We start from the raw sequence: 14756 nt of genomic DNA on the forward strand, positions 1-14756 counted from the left end.
AAGATAAAGCGTCCCTTGTGCGTCCAACAGGACGCACAGTGCTTTAACAGCCCGCCTGATATCACCGTCGCCACGGCTTAGCCATGGGTGGCTGCCACAATAGCCTCACCGCGGATTTCCTCTGTCAGCCGCGCACGCAGTTCCGAGAATTCAGGGCTTGCCTTGACGGTGTAATGACGCGGATGCGGAAGATCGACCGGGGTGATCGACTTGATGCGACCGGGACGCGCCGACATCGTGACCACACGGTTGGCCATGAAGACCGCTTCCTCGATATCATGCGTCACGAAGATCACCGTCTTCTGCTCCCGCTCCCAGATGCCCAGCAGCAGTTCCTGCATGAGGCCGCGCGTCTGGTTGTCCAGCGCGCCGAAGGGTTCATCGAGCAGCAGAATGCGCGGACCATTGGCCAGCGCTCTGGCAATCGCCGTTCTCTGCTGCATGCCGCCGGACAGTTGTTTCGGCCAGTGGTTCTCGAAGCCTCTCAAGCCCACCTTGTCGATGTAGCTATCGACGATCTCCCACTTTTCCTTCTCCGCCACCCCACGTTCGCGCAGGCCAAAGGCCACGTTTTCGCGGATAGTGAGCCAGGGAAACAGCGTGTAGGACTGGAAGACCATACCGCGATCGGCACCCGGTCCCTTCACCTCCTGGCCAGCCAGCAGAACCTTGCCGGTTGTCGGGCGATCGAGGCCGGCGATGATACGAAGCAGCGTCGACTTTCCGCAGCCGGATGGCCCGAGAATGGTGACGAAGTCGTTCCTGGGAATTTCGAGATCCGTCGGCTGCAGGGCAAGTGTCGGCGTGCCGCCACGCACGCCCGGAAAGGTGCGGCTCACGCCCTGGATGACGAGTTCATTCATCAGGCAAGCCTCCAGGCGAACAGTTTGCGATTGAGAGACTTGAAGGCAAAGTCCGAGATAAGTCCGATGACACCGATGACGATGATGCCGAAGATGATCTGGCCGGTCGCCATCAGCGCTTGGCTGTTGATGATCATATAGCCGATGCCGGACGACGCGCCGATCAATTCCGCAACGATAACGTAGGTCCAGGCCCAGCCGAGAACGAGCCGTAGAATCTCGGCAATATCCGGTGCATTGGCGGGAATGAGAACCCGGCGCACAACGCCGCGATCCTTGGCACCGAGCGTATAGGCAGCCTCGACGAGATCACGCCTCGTTGCGGCAACGGCGACGGCGACCATGAGGATGATCTGGAACACTGCGCCGATGAAAATCACCAGCAGCTTTTGCATTTCGCCGATGCCGGCCCACAGGATCAGCAGCGGTACGAAAGCCGAAGCGGGAAGATAACGGGCAAAGGAGACGAAAGGTTCGAGCAACGCTTCGATCGGTTTGTAAGCACCCATGGCGATGCCCAGCGGTACGGCGATGATCGAAGCCAGGACGAAGCCGCCCACCACGCGCCAGATGGTCATGCCGATATCATAGGCGAAGCCTTGCGCGGTGATCAGATAGATCCCGTCATTCAGCATGGTGATGGGGTCTGCGAGGAAGGTCGGCGAAACGAACCCACCCAATGTCGCGATACCCCAGGCGAGGAAGAACAGCACGAAGAACAGGATGCCGAGCGCAATCCGCGTGCTGTGTCTGATAGGCTGTAATGGCTGCATGTCCATCCCGACAGTCATGAGGCGGCGCGCGGCGGCAAGCCGCGCCCGATGTGATTAGGTGATGGCCGATTACTTGATGAAGGAGGTATCGGCGAGCGTCGAAAGATCGGGCTTCGACTTGATGACGCCGATTTCAAGAAGCAGATCGGCAGCCTTCTCCGAGAAGGTCTTGAACTCGCCTTCGAAGAACGTCTGGTTGGCTGCCTTGTCCTGCCATTCGAGGAACTTGGCGGAGTTGCCGAAGGCCTCGCCCGACTGCTTCACATCCGCGCCCATCGTGGCGTAAGCCTTTTCAGGATCGGCCTTGATGGCATCGAGCGCTTCGAAATAGCTTGTCGCCAATGCCTTTGCCGCGTCCGGATGGGCTTTCAGGAACTCCGGCGTGCAGCCGAAGGTGTCCATGACGGCCGGATAATCCAGCGTGGTGGCGATGATCTTACCCTTGTCGGGTGCGGCACGAACCGTCGAGAGATAGGGCTCATAGGTCATGGCGGCATCGTTCTGGCCGGCGACAAAGGCCTGTGCTGCCGGGCCGGGCTCAATGTTCACGACCTTGACGTCCTTCAGCGTCAGGCCGTTTTCCTTGAGTATCCAGGCGAGGAAGAAGTATGGCGAGGTGCCAGGGGCCGATGCGGCGATGGTTTTGCCCTTCAGGTCGGAAATCTTGGCGATGTCATTGCGAACCGCCATGCCATCCGCGCCATGTGACTTGTCCATCTGGAAGATCTGCGTGGATTTCACGCCATTGGCGTTCCATGCCACCCAGGTTTCGACGGTGGTCGCCGCGCATTGGATATCGCCGGACGCCAGCGCCAGATGGCGGCTTGCCTGCGGGATTTTCTTGATATCGACCTTGAGGCCGTTCTTTTCGAAAATACCCGTTTCCTTGGCGAGCGTCAGCGGCGCAAAGCCGGTCCAGCCGGACATGCCGATGGTGACGGACGTTTCAGCATGGGCCGCGGTGGCAAAAAGCGCGGCGGCGAAAAGGGTGAAACCCAGTGTCTTTCTCATGATCGATCCCCTGTTGCTTTATTTTTGAGCGGCGATTTTCTCCGCTTCTTTAGAGGGCATTAATTCATAAGGAAAATAATTTGTCTAGACAAAATGCGCTATCGACCGGCACGATGTGCGGCCTTTGCTTCCAGCATCGAAAACACACTGTGGATCAAAACGGCAAGTGCCGCCACGATCAAACCGCCCTGCAGGATGAAGGCAAGATTGTTGGATTGCAGGCCGGCAATGATGACCTCGCCCAGCGTGCGTGCTGCCACGGTCGAGCCGATCGTCGCGGTTGAGAGGCTGATGACGGCGGATAGGCGAATGCCGGCGAGGATCGCGGGCATGGCAAGCGGGATATCGATCTTCCACAGCCTTTGCCACCCGGTCATGCCCGCACCGCGCGCTGCTTCGGTGATTGATGCCGGAACTGTGGTCAGGCCCGTAAGGGTGTTTTCGAAGACGGGAAGCAAGGCATAGAGAAACAGCGCCACCAGTGTTGGCTTCTGACCGAACCCCATGATCGGCACCGAAAGTGCCAGAACGGCAACGGGCGGAAATGTCTGGCCGATATTGACGATGCTGCGCGACAGCGGCAGGAATTCACGACCAAACGGACGGCTGACAAGAATGGCAAGTGTCGCGGCCACCAGTGTGGCAGCAGCCGTTGCCATCCCCACGATTGCCATATGGGACAGCGTCAGGGACAGAAGATTGGCCTGCTGGTAGATAGCGGGTGCATTGGTCTGGACAAGCGATGAGAAGATCGGGGCGAAAGCGCCTGGTGTCGCCAAAAAGACGACAAGCAGCAGCGTGAGCCCCAACAGGAGCAAAGGTCCGAGCAGCGCTTTTGGGTGCGCGCGCGTCATGAACGACCCGCAGCTTGCTGAAGCAAAGTTTCGCGCCGGATGCGGCCGATCTTCTGCCCGTTGGTGCCGACAACCGGGAGACTGTCTCGTCCCGCCCAGAGCATGGCGGACAGTGCATCGCGTTGGCTGAGGCTGCCGGTAAGCGGTTCGCCTTCCGCCTCTCCGGGTTCAACGATCTCGGAGACGGTTGCCACGGAAAGCAGCCGCAACGGCCTTTCCCGCTCGCCGATCAGCGTTCTGACAAAAGGCGTTGCCGGGTTGAGGACGAGCTCCGCCGGTGGTCCATATTGCACGAGCTTTCCCTTATCCATGACGGCAATCCGATCTGCCAGGAAGAAGGCCTCATCCATATCATGGGTGACGAGCACGACGGTGACACCGAGTTTGTTCTGGATCGCGAGAAGATCTTCCTGCGCCTTGGCGCGGATGATCGGGTCGAGCGCGCCGAAGGGCTCGTCCATCAAAAGAATGTTCGGTTCGGCTGCCAGCGCGCGCGCCACGCCGACGCGCTGCTGCTGACCGCCCGAGAGTTCGCTTGGGAAGCGGTCGGCATAAAGCTTTGGGTCAAGTTGAAAGAGGGTAAGCAGTTCGTGGACTTTCGCCGAGACCCGCTGCCGATCCCAGCCCAGCAGTTCCGGCACGGTCGCAATGTTCTGCCCCACTGTCCGATGCGGAAAAAGCCCATGTCCCTGAATGGCATAACCGATGCTGCGACGAAGCTCGAAGCCTGGCAGATCCAGAACATTGCGCCCATCAATACGAATAAGGCCCGAGGTCGGCTCGACGAGACGATTGATCATGCGCAGAAGCGTCGTCTTGCCCGAGCCGGATGTGCCGACGATTACGGTAACACTTTGGGGTTGGACAGCGAGGCTCACATTATCGACCACCGTCGCTTCGCCATATCGTTTGGTGAGGCCTTCAATTTCGATCATGTGGCTTTTCCTCGTGACAGGAGCTTGCTGTCGATCAGAGCATCCAGCAGAATTGCAGCAGCAAATCCCAGAATGACGGTCGGGATGGTTCCGAGAAGGACGAGGTCCATGGCCGTTTGGCCAATCCCCTGGAAGACGAAGACGCCGAAGCCCCCGCCGCCGATGAGCGCCGCGATCGTTGCAAGCCCGATGTTCTGCACCATCACGATGCGGAGGCCGGTCAAGATGATGGGAAGTGCCAGCGGAAACTCGACCTTGAACAGGCTTTGCCGGCCCGTCATGCCGATACCGCGCGCCGCATCACGCACGGCAGGCGAAACGCCTGCGAGCCCGACGACCGTATTGGAAACGATCGGGAGCAGGGAATAAAGAAACAGTGCAACGAAGGCCGGCGCGGCGCCGATGCCGCGGATACCGATCTGCGAGGCGCCCGGGACATGGGTGCCGATCCAGCCCAGCGGCGCAATCAGGAGGCCGAAGAGCGCGATGGATGGGATCGTCTGGATGATGTTGAGGCTGTTCAGCAAGGCGGCGCGGATGCGCTCCACCTTGAAACAGAGCACTCCCAGAGGAATGCCGGCCAGCATGGCCGCGAAGACGGAGCCCAAGGCCAGTTGAAGGTGGCGCTGCGCTTCCGTCCAGAAGATGTCGGAGCGGCTCTGATACTCCTTCATGATCGAGAGATCCTTCCACAGGCCAGAGAGCAGGAAGGCGCTGAGGAGAAGCAGTGACACAGCCAAAAGGATGAGACGTGTCAGAGGCTTTGGATTAAGCCTCGCGATCGCATCCGTCGCCAGGACCACCAGTCCCGCGAGCAAAAGCCAGAAACCACTGGCCGCCGACACGCGGGCATAGGTGTTTTCAGGCGGAATGAGAGACGACGCCGAAAGGCCGACCGCAACGGCCAGCGCGACCAGTGCCGCAAAAGCCGTTGCTAAGCGGACCTTTGTGTTGGCGACGAACAGCGCCACCGCCGCGGCAAGAATGATGATGCCGATCAAGCCGTAACCGACAGAGGTCGGCATGCTGTCCAGCAGAAAGCGGCCTTCCCCTTGCACGATACGGTTTGCGCGGAAGCTGACGAAGGGCGGAACGAGTGCAGCATAGAGGAGCAGGCCGCAGATCAGCACGCCGACCTTGTCGACATGTCGTGTGACAGTCTGCGGCTTTGAAATGGCGCTCTCGCTCTGCAACGACACCTCTTACTTCACGAAGCCGTTCTTGGTGAGAAAATCGAGCGCGACGGCCTTGGCCTGTTCCCCGCCCACCTGCACACGGCCATTCAGCTCCTGCAGTGTCGTAAGATCGAGCTTTTCGAAGACCGGCTTCAGGACCTTTTCGATGTCAGGATGCTTCTTCAGCACCTCTTCGCGGATGATGGGCGCAGGCTGATAGACCGGCTGCACATTCTTGTCATCCGTGAGAACGACGAGGCCGGACGGCGCAATGCCGCCATCGGTGCCATAGACCATGGCAGCGTTGGCATTGTTGGTCTGGTTGGCGGCCGCAGCAATCGTCGCTGCCGTATCGCCGCCCGAAAGCGTGATCAACTGCTCCGGCTTCAGCGTGAAGCCGTAGGTCTTCTGGAAGGCGGGCAGAGCTGCCGCCGAATTGACGAATTCAGAAGATGCAGCAAGGACGATCTGGCCGCCGCCGGCAACATATTTGCCGAGATCGCTCAGTGTCTTGAGATTGTTCTTGTCCGCCACATCCTTGCGAACCGCGATACCCCAGGTGTTGTTGGCCGGAGAAGGCGACAGCCAGACGATCTTGTTGGTGTCGTAATCCAGCGTCTTGGCTTCTTCATAGGCCTTGGCGGCATCCTTCCAGAGAGGATCGTCCGCCTTTTCGAAGAAGAAGGCGGCGTTGCCGGTATATTCCGGATAGATATCGATTTCGCCTGCGATGATCGCCTTGCGCACGACGGGCGTCGCACCCAGCTGGATGCGGTCGGTGGTGGCAATATTGTTGACGTTCAAAACCGACTGGATGATGTTGCCGAGAACGCTGCCTTCAGTGTCGATCTTGGATGAGACGACGACCTGCGCTTGGGCAATGGAGGCATAAAGAGCAAGCGCAAATCCAGCGCCGGCCAGCTTCATCAGACGGTTCATGGGCAATCTCCACTCGGAACGGTTACGCGGGCAGGACAATGCCTCGTCTTTCTGACCAATACGAATGAGCGACTGTCCTCGGTTCAGCACGAAGTAACGAGGCAGGCGGCAAAAAAGTTGCAGCGAAAAATGCGGGGACAGGAAAATCCGCAGTTTCGTGCTTGACGGTCAACGCCCGCGCGCTTGTTTACCGATCACGAAAGGCATGAGCACCGAGAGAAACAGCAGGCGCAGGACGTGATGTGAACCGACATAGGCCGTATCCGCATGCATCATCACCGCCATGGCTGCCATCGTCTCGAGCCCACCGGGCGCAAATGCAATCATCACGGCGTTGAGCGGAACACCCGTCAGACTGGAAACGAGCACGGCAATCGAGCAGGCAAGGACGACGACCGCGACTGTGACGACGGCACCAGCCAAAAACGCTTTCCTCATATCCTTCAACGAGGAGCGCGAAAAGCGCGTGCCGATCAGGCTTCCAAGGACGATATAGGTGGGGATGGCAAGCCAGTCCGGCACTCCACCGCTGGAGAAGCCCGTGACGTGTGAGCCGATGGAAACGGCAACACCACCGAGAAGCAGCGCTGCCGGAAAGCGCCAGCGCATGAAGACAAGACCGACCGCCAGCGAGGCAAGCAGGGTCAATCCGAGTTCCAGCGCTGGCATGGGCGGCGGCAGGATGGAGGGTTCGACACTGACGAGATCGAGATATTTCACGATCAGCGGCACGGTGAGCGTCAGTGCCAGAACGCGCACACTCTGGATCACGCTGACAGTTGCAAGATCGCTCTTGGTCTCTGCCGTCAGGCTGATGATGTAGCTGAGGTGGCCCGGAGACGCACCGAGCATCGCCGTCGTGTGGTCGTAACGGAAGATGAAGCGCAGGATCCAATAGGCTGCATAAAGAAGCACCACCACCGTCAACAGCACAGCAACAAAGCTCAAGGGCCAGGTTTTGGCCGCTTCAAAGACGTTCGGGGTGATGTTGGTTCCCATCGATACGCCGACGATGACGAAAGTGGCGCTGCGAAGATTCTTTGGCACCGAAAGCGTCAGGCCGAGAAGGCTTGCGCCGGTGACGGCGAGTGCCGGGCCGCAGAGAAAGGGGGCCGGGAGGCCAACCAACACGCCGAATAGCGCGCCAAGACTGCCGATGAAGACGGTCAAGGCAAGGCGAGAAAGCTCGGATATGGAGATCATGGCACCGGTGAGAATCAAAACGCAAACAGGAGACGCCCACTTGCGCCGTCATCGCCGCTGAAATCAAGCTCTTCCAAAAGAAAAGCCCGCCGGCAATCTTGCGGACGGGCTTTTGGAAAAGTCTCGATGCGATGATCAGGCCGCTGCGACCGGCGTCGGATGCACGCGGGGCGCCAGCTGATCGAGACCGAGCAGGAAGTTGATCTGCGGGCGGGCCTTGACGAGATCGTCGATCGAATATTCGGTCAGAACGTCGAAGAACGCGTTCAGCGCCTTGCGAAGTGCAGAATTAAGGCCGCAGCTATCGACAAGCGGACATTCGACAGCGCCGTCCTCGAAACATTCCGCCATGGCAAAGCTGTCTTCGGTGACTTTGACCACGTCGAACAGGCTGATCTTGTCGGCCGGTTTCCCAAGCTTGACGCCGCCATTGCGGCCGCGCACGGTTTCAACGAGGCCGGCCTTGGTGAGCGGCTGAAGAATCTTGAAGAGGAAAAGCTCCGACACGCCGTAAGCCTTGGCGATCTCAGGGATGCGGCTCAGATTGCCATCATTGGCGGCGCAATACATCAACATGCGGACTGCATAGTTGGTCTGTTTGGTCAAACGCATGCTGATCTCCTGATCGGTAATGTGGAGTTATATAGTTTGTTTTTCAGTTTAGAACAATTCCAGACATGAAAAAAACTTCCTTACCCGTTCGATCTCCGGCGGTTGACCGTTGACCGGCCCGCCGATTCATGAACAAAGAACTCCACTATTCAATCCTATTGCATCGGCCCGAAAATCGGAACCGATTTTCGATAGGCACGATGCGTAGATTCAACGGGAATCGCGCGTCCTTTGTGCGTCCAAGAATGAACGCACGGCGCGCTAAGGGAGACCTGTGGCATGGCAAGATTGAAAACCAGCTTTCTGACGCTCGGCACGGTGGTATCTATCGCCTGTAGCAGCACGTCATCTGCCTTTGCCGGTGGTGAGGTTAATGTCTACTCCTACCGCCAGCCTGAATTGATCCAGCCGCTACTCGACGTCTTCACCAGGGAAACTGGGATCGAGACAAATGTTCTCTTCCTGGACAAGGGCCTAGTCGAACGGATTCAGGCCGAGGGCGTCAATTCTCCCGCCGATATTCTGCTGACTGTCGATATCGCCCGGCTGGTCGAGGCGAAGGAGGGTGGTGTCACGCAGCCGGTGCTCAACGACCCGATCATCGAAAAGGATATTCCGGCCAATCTTCGCGACCCGGAAGGCGAGTGGTTTGGACTGACAACCCGTGGACGCGTCGTGTACGCCTCAAAGGAGCGCGTGTCTCAGCAGTCGATCACCTATGAGGAACTTGCCGATCCGAAGTGGAAGGGCAAGATCTGCATCCGCGATGGGCAGCATTCCTACAACATCGCGCTCTTTGCCTCGATGATTGCTCATCATGGCCTCGACTACACGCGCACCTGGCTGACGGGCCTTAAAAACAATCTGGCGCGTAAGCCGGACGGCACGGATCGCAGCCAGGCGAAATCCATCTATTCCGGCGAGTGCGATATTGCACTGGGCAATACCTATTATGTCGGCTTGATGCTGACCAATGAGCAGGAACCGGAAGAAAAGGTCTGGGCCAATTCCGTCAAGGTGATCTTCCCCAATGCCGAAGATCGCGGCACCCATGTCAACATCTCCGGCGTTGCCATGACAAAATATGCGCCGAACAAGGAAAACGCCCTGAAACTGATGGAATTCCTGGCGTCAGGAGAAGCGCAGGAAATCTACGCCAAGCAGGTGTTCGAGTATCCGGTGCTGCCCGGTGCTCAGCCTTCCGATGTGGTCAAGAGCTTTGGGCCGATCAAGCCCGATACGCTGTCGCTGACAGAGATTGCGGCGCACCGGAAAGAGGCTTCCGAACTGGTCGACGAGGTCGGCTTCAATGACGGGCCGTCGCAGTAAAAGCAGGCCGCCGAAACCTACCCGATGACATAAAAAAGCGCCCGCGACGACATCGCGGGCGTTTCTCTGTGGTATCGTTCCACTGAACCGATCATGCCGCCTTGATCAGATCGCCATGCGGATCGAGGACGAACTTGGTCGCAGCACCCTGATCGAAGCTTTCATAGCCTTGGACCGCGTCATCCAGCGCGATGATCTTGGCATTGACGATATCGGCGATCGGCAGGCGATCATGCAGGATGGCCTGCATGAGTTGGCGGTTATATTTGAGAACTGGCGTCTGGCCTGTGTGGAAGGATTGCGCCTTCGCCCAACCAAGACCGAAGCGCAGCGACAGGCTGCCTTGCTTGGCCGCCTCATCCACCGCGCCCGGATCTTCCGTCACATAGAGACCCGGAATACCGATATTACCGGCGGCACGGGTAATCTCCATCATCTGGTTGAGAACGATAGCAGGCTGTTCACCGCCGGCATGGCCGCGCGCCTCGAAGCCAACGGCGTCGATCGCGCTATCGACTTCATTAGTGCCGACGATCTCGGCAATCATGTCGCCTAAGCGATCGCCTTTGGACAGATCCACCGGCTCGAAGCCGACCTTGGCGGCATGCGCCAGACGATCCTTGTTGAAATCGCCGATCATCACGACGGCTGCACCGAGAATACGGGCAGAGGCTGCAGCAGCAAGACCGACAGGACCCGCACCCGCCACATAAACGGTCGAGCCGACGCCGACGCCAGCTTTGACTGCACCGTGAAAACCGGTCGGCAGGATATCGGACAGCATGGTCAGGTCGCGGATCTTCGACATCGCCCTGTCGCGATCGGGGAATTTCAGAAGGTTGAAGTCGGCATAGGGGATGGTGACATATTTCGCCTGGCCGCCGATCCAGCCACCCATATCGACATATCCGTAGGCGCCGCCGGCGCGGGACGGATTGACGGTGAGGCAGACGCCTGTGTCCTGCGACTTGCAGCAACGACAACGACCGCAGGCAACGTTGAACGGCACTGAGACGATATCGCCGACCTCGAGCATCTCGACGTCGATGCCCTTTTCGATGACTTCGCCAGTGATCTCGTGACCTAGGACGAGACCTGGCATAGCGGTCGTGCGACCACGCACCATGTGCTGGTCTGAGCCGCAAATATTGGTCGAGATGACTTTCAGGATCACGCCATGCTCGATCCTGCGTCCATCCGGGGCTTGCAGCTTCGGATCGTCAATATCACGAACCTCCACCTGACCCGGTCGTAAATAGACAACGCCTCGGTTCCTGCTCATATCCATCTCCTCCATGGTTTGAACATCAATGCCGAAGCCGTCAGGGCCGCGACATTCTTCACTGTCGGACGATCAATTGGCGATCATGTAAAGACTGGGACGTCCAGTTCCTCACCGACGGATCCTCCAGAGTGATCCTCCTCCTGGCCGGTTGAGCCCGGCCATCGACACAAATGACGCCACCTCCTCAAGTGGCGTTTCGATGCTGACAGCAGACCACGTGAGGCTGAGGTAAACGTTCTGGATTACGACACGCCTTGTGTGTTCAACGACACTGAAGTCCAGCTTCTAATCCATAAATGGCGGGTTCCAGGCGTCAGTTTCCGATGGATGCCACGGGACCAGCGTTTGATGTTGGATGTCGGGTAGGCGCGCGTTCACGCGTGTGGCTGGAAGTGAAGCCCGCGAAATCTAGAGCTATCGCATTGGATTTTGCAATTTTTTCAGTGGCTTATTGCTATACGGAAAAGTCATCTGATTGTTGACGAATGACTTTCATCAGCGATAGCGCTCACTGAGCCTCGGGACGAGAGGCATCCGTCCTTATTCCAGTCGAATGGAACCGCATCGTGCGGCGGATGATGGCTTCTTCCGGCGCCACTGGGTCTGTGAAGCAAGCATTCCAGCACCAGAAACGCCAAAACCCCGCGGCATTGATCCACGGGGTTTTGCTGATCGTCGTATATTTGGTTGCGGGGGCAGGATTTGAACCTGCGGCCTTCAGGTTATGAGCCTGACGAGCTACCGGGCTGCTCCACCCCGCGTTAATTATGAGCGACCGCAGCGCAAGTGCCCGGTTGTTTTGTTTTGCCGGTCCTCGAAGGCTTTTGCCTTCTGCGGGTCGGCGGGGGCTGCTCCACCCCGCGTTATTTCTTTAGAACTGCAAAAGGCCGCTTTGTATGCGGCCTATTGTTTCGGCCTGTGCCGAGCGGTTTGTGAGAGAGAAGATAAACTGATTTGATTTGATTTGAGTTGCGTTTGGCAGACCTGGCAGCGACCTACTCTCCCGCGTCTTAAGACGGAGTACCATTGGCGCTGGGGCGTTTCACGGCCGTGTTCGGAATGGGAACGGGTGCAGCCGCCCCGCGATAACCACCAGGTCGGCAAAACGCAACTGGCATGAGCTTTGGCTCATGCTGTTGTATCGAGAAGCTGGAGAGCTTTTGGCTCTATTTGATATGAACACGTGATGCGATCGAGTTTTATTCGATGAGCATGAACAATGGGAACGAAGAAGTCGCTCGAGCTATTAGTAACGGTAAGCTTCATGCATTACTGCACTTCCACACCCGTCCTATCGACGTGGTCGTCTTCCACGGCTCTGATAGGGAACACTCGTTTTCAGGTTGGTTTCCCGCTTAGATGCCTTCAGCGGTTATCCATTCCGTATATAGCTACTCTGCTATGCCCTTGGCAGGACAACAGATCCACCAGAGATACGTCCATCCCGGTCCTCTCGTACTAGGGACAGATCCTGTCAATATTCCTACACCCACGGCAGATAGGGACCGAACTGTCTCACGACGTTCTGAACCCAACTCACGTACCGCTTTAAATGGCGAACAGCCATACCCTTGGGACCTGCTCCAGCCCCAGGATGCGATGAGTCGACATCGAGGTGCCAAACAACCCCGTCGATATGGACTCTTGGGGGTCATCAGCCTGTTATCCCCGGCGTACCTTTTATCCGTTGAGCGATGGCCCTTCCACACGGGACCACCGGATCACTATGACCGACTTTCGTCTCTGCTCGACTTGTCAGTCTCGCAGTCAGGCTAGCTTATGCCATTGCACTCGACGACCGATTTCCGACCGGTCTGAGCTAACCATCGCGCGCCTCCGTTACTCTTTCGGAGGCGACCGCCCCAGTCAAACTACCCACCATACACTGTCCCGGATCCGGATAACGGACCGCGGTTAGACATCCACGAAGATAAGGGTGGTATTTCAAGGATGGCTCCACAGGAACTGGCGTCCCTGCTTCAAAGCCTACCACCTATCCTACACATGCCTTGGCGAATGCCAGTGTAAAGCTATAGTAAAGGTGCACGGGGTCTTTCCGTCTGACCGCAGGAACCCCGCATCTTCACGGGGAATTCAATTTCACTGAGTCTATGTTGGAGACAGCGGGGAAGTCGTTACGCCATTCGTGCAGGTCGGAACTTACCCGACAAGGAATTTCGCTACCTTAGGACCGTTATAGTTACGGCCGCCGTTTACTGGGGCTTCAGTTCAAAGCTTGCACCTCTCCCTTTAACCTTCCAGCACCGGGCAGGCGTCAGACCCTATACGTCGTATTGCTACTTCGCAGAGCCCTGTGTTTTTGATAAACAGTCGCTACCCCCTGGTCTGTGCCACCCCATCACACTTGCGTGCAAAAGGGTCACGCTTCTTCCGAAGTTACGCGTGCAATTTGCCGAGTTCCTTCAACATAGTTCTCTCAAGCGCCTTGGTATACTCTACCTGACCACCTGTGTCGGTTTCGGGTACGGTCTATACGGTGGAGCTATTTCCTGGAACCTCTTCGCCGCCCAACCAATCCAATAAGGTTGAACAACACACAAGATCCGTCACTACCACCAGGCCCACGAATATTAACGTGGTTCCCATCGACTACGCGTGTCCGCCTCGTCTTAGGGGCCGGCTAACCCTGCTCAGATTAACTTTAAGCAGGAACCCTTGGTCTTTCGGCGAGGGAGTCTCTCACTCCCTTTATCGTTACTCATGTCAACATTCGCACTTCCGATATCTCCAGCAGCCCTCACGGGTCCGCCTTCACAGACTTACGGAACGCTCCGCTACCACACAACTTACGTTGTATCCTCAGCTTCGGTGCATGGCTTTAGCCCCGTTACATTTTCGGCGCAAAGACCCTTATTTAGACCAGTGAGCTGTTACGCTTTCTTTAAATGATGGCTGCTTCTAAGCCAACATCCTGGTTGTTTTGGGATCCTCACATCCTTTCCCACTTAGCCATGACTTGGGGACCTTAGCTGGAGGTCAGGGTTGTTGCCCTCTTCACGACGGACGTTAGCACCCGCCGTGTGTCTGCCGACTAGTACTCCTCGGTATTCGGAGTTTGGTTAGGATCAGTAAGACGGTGAGTCCCCATAGCCCATCCAGTGCTCTACCCCCGAGGGTATTCGGTCGACGCTCTACCTAAATAGATTTCGCGGAGAACCAGCTATTTCCGAGTTTGATTGGCCTTTCACCCCTAGCCACAAGTCATCCCGAACTATTGCAACAGTTATGGGTTCGGCCCTCCAGTTGGTGTTACCCAACCTTCAGCCTGCTCATGGCTAGATCACTCGGTTTCGGGTCTAATGCAACGAACTGAACGCCCTATTCAGACTCGCTTTCGCTACGCCTACACCTACCGGCTTAAGCTTGCTCGTTACACTAAGTCGTTGACCCATTATACAAAAGGTACGCCGTCACCCTTGCGGGCTCCGACTGTTTGTAGGCATCCGGTTTCAGGTTCTATTTCACTCCCCTCGTCGGGGTGCTTTTCACCTTTCCCTCACGGTACTTGTTCGCTATCGGTCATGCACGAGTACTTAGGCTTGGAGAGTGGTCTCCCCATGTTCAGACAGGATTTCACGTGTCCCGCCCTACTCAAGGACAATGACTGTTCTACGCGTACGGGGCTATCACCCGCTATGGCCGACCTTTCCAAATCGTTCCGCTTTATTCATCATTGCCACTGGCCTGGTCCGCGTTCGCTCGCCACTACTTACGGAGTCTCGGTTGATGTCCTTTCCTGCAGGTACTTAGATGTTT

The 14756-nt window shown here is 57.4% G+C and carries 11 protein-coding genes, 1 tRNA gene and 2 rRNA genes (1 of these 14 running past the window's edge); 1 reads left to right on the forward strand and 13 read right to left on the reverse strand.

Annotation, left to right across the window (positions count from 1 at the left end):
* Positions 1–77: 77 nt before the first annotated feature.
* The 9 genes from AC07U5_RS00870 to rirA all read right to left on the reverse strand — a co-directional run bounded on the left by AC07U5_RS00870 (position 78) and on the right by rirA (position 8365).
* A complete protein-coding gene (locus AC07U5_RS00870) occupies positions 78–863 on the reverse strand; it encodes an ABC transporter ATP-binding protein (RefSeq protein ID WP_062599077.1) in 786 nt (261 codons plus the stop codon).
* The gene (locus AC07U5_RS00875) at positions 863–1636 is read right to left on the reverse strand and encodes an ABC transporter permease (RefSeq protein WP_062443393.1); all 774 of its coding nucleotides are present in this window, start codon (positions 1634–1636) and stop codon (positions 863–865) included. The genes AC07U5_RS00870 and AC07U5_RS00875 overlap by 1 nt, the downstream gene beginning before the upstream one ends.
* Before the next feature lie 69 nt (positions 1637–1705).
* On the reverse strand, positions 1706–2647 hold the full coding sequence (locus AC07U5_RS00880) for an ABC transporter substrate-binding protein (RefSeq protein WP_494722048.1): 942 nt from the start codon (positions 2645–2647) through the stop codon (positions 1706–1708).
* A gap of 98 nt (positions 2648–2745) precedes the next feature.
* Positions 2746–3501, reverse strand: a complete 756-nt coding sequence (locus tag AC07U5_RS00885; protein ID WP_494722049.1) for an ABC transporter permease — start codon at positions 3499–3501, stop codon at positions 2746–2748.
* Positions 3498–4436, reverse strand: a complete 939-nt coding sequence (locus AC07U5_RS00890; RefSeq protein WP_494722050.1) for an ABC transporter ATP-binding protein — start codon at positions 4434–4436, stop codon at positions 3498–3500. The genes AC07U5_RS00885 and AC07U5_RS00890 overlap by 4 nt, the downstream gene beginning before the upstream one ends.
* On the reverse strand, positions 4433–5629 hold the full coding sequence (locus AC07U5_RS00895) for an ABC transporter permease (protein ID WP_494722051.1): 1197 nt from the start codon (positions 5627–5629) through the stop codon (positions 4433–4435). Before AC07U5_RS00895 ends, AC07U5_RS00890 begins: the two co-directional genes overlap by 4 nt.
* 9 nt (positions 5630–5638) lie before the next feature.
* Positions 5639–6550, reverse strand: a complete 912-nt coding sequence (osmF, locus tag AC07U5_RS00900) for a glycine betaine ABC transporter substrate-binding protein OsmF (RefSeq protein ID WP_494722052.1) — start codon at positions 6548–6550, stop codon at positions 5639–5641.
* A 168-nt stretch (positions 6551–6718) separates the two neighbouring features.
* Positions 6719–7753, reverse strand: coding sequence for an AbrB family transcriptional regulator (locus AC07U5_RS00905; protein WP_062599614.1), 1035 nt, complete (start codon positions 7751–7753; stop codon positions 6719–6721).
* Positions 7754–7888: 135 nt separating this feature from the next.
* Positions 7889–8365 (reverse strand): iron-responsive transcriptional regulator RirA, encoded by a 477-nt coding sequence (rirA, locus tag AC07U5_RS00910; RefSeq protein ID WP_062427286.1) that lies wholly within the window; start codon positions 8363–8365, stop codon positions 7889–7891.
* A 279-nt stretch (positions 8366–8644) separates the two neighbouring features.
* Here rirA and AC07U5_RS00915 point away from each other — a divergent pair, with 279 nt between their 5' ends.
* Positions 8645–9694 (forward strand): Fe(3+) ABC transporter substrate-binding protein, encoded by a 1050-nt coding sequence (locus AC07U5_RS00915; RefSeq protein WP_494722053.1) that lies wholly within the window; start codon positions 8645–8647, stop codon positions 9692–9694.
* 91 nt (positions 9695–9785) lie between these two features.
* On the opposite strand, the gene fdhA is transcribed toward AC07U5_RS00915, so the two are convergent.
* The 4 genes from fdhA to AC07U5_RS00935 all read right to left on the reverse strand — a co-directional run.
* On the reverse strand, positions 9786–10976 hold the full coding sequence (gene fdhA, locus AC07U5_RS00920) for a formaldehyde dehydrogenase, glutathione-independent (RefSeq protein WP_494722054.1): 1191 nt from the start codon (positions 10974–10976) through the stop codon (positions 9786–9788).
* A gap of 687 nt (positions 10977–11663) precedes the next feature.
* Positions 11664–11740, reverse strand: a tRNA-Met gene (locus AC07U5_RS00925).
* A 221-nt stretch (positions 11741–11961) separates the two neighbouring features.
* Positions 11962–12076: ribosomal RNA gene (gene rrf / locus AC07U5_RS00930) — 5S ribosomal RNA — on the reverse strand.
* 128 nt (positions 12077–12204) lie between these two features.
* A 23S ribosomal RNA gene (locus AC07U5_RS00935) occupies positions 12205–14756 on the reverse strand (it continues 248 nt past the right edge of the window).

This window comes from Agrobacterium sp. GW821-FHT02D03 (assembly GCF_059421725.1).

Coding starts and splice junctions, on each gene's coding strand:
- AC07U5_RS00870 (WP_062599077.1), bottom strand. CDS start 863: ATGAATGAACTCGTCATCCAGGGCGTGAGCCGCACCTTTCCGGGCGTG.
- rirA (WP_062427286.1), bottom strand. CDS start 8,365: ATGCGTTTGACCAAACAGACCAACTATGCAGTCCGCATGTTGATGTAT.
- AC07U5_RS00880 (WP_494722048.1), bottom strand. CDS start 2,647: ATGAGAAAGACACTGGGTTTCACCCTTTTCGCCGCCGCGCTTTTTGCC.
- AC07U5_RS00915 (WP_494722053.1), top strand. CDS start 8,645: ATGGCAAGATTGAAAACCAGCTTTCTGACGCTCGGCACGGTGGTATCT.
- osmF (WP_494722052.1), bottom strand. CDS start 6,550: ATGAACCGTCTGATGAAGCTGGCCGGCGCTGGATTTGCGCTTGCTCTT.
- AC07U5_RS00875 (WP_062443393.1), bottom strand. CDS start 1,636: ATGCAGCCATTACAGCCTATCAGACACAGCACGCGGATTGCGCTCGGC.
- AC07U5_RS00905 (WP_062599614.1), bottom strand. CDS start 7,753: ATGATCTCCATATCCGAGCTTTCTCGCCTTGCCTTGACCGTCTTCATC.
- AC07U5_RS00885 (WP_494722049.1), bottom strand. CDS start 3,501: ATGACGCGCGCGCACCCAAAAGCGCTGCTCGGACCTTTGCTCCTGTTG.
- fdhA (WP_494722054.1), bottom strand. CDS start 10,976: ATGAGCAGGAACCGAGGCGTTGTCTATTTACGACCGGGTCAGGTGGAG.
- AC07U5_RS00890 (WP_494722050.1), bottom strand. CDS start 4,436: ATGATCGAAATTGAAGGCCTCACCAAACGATATGGCGAAGCGACGGTG.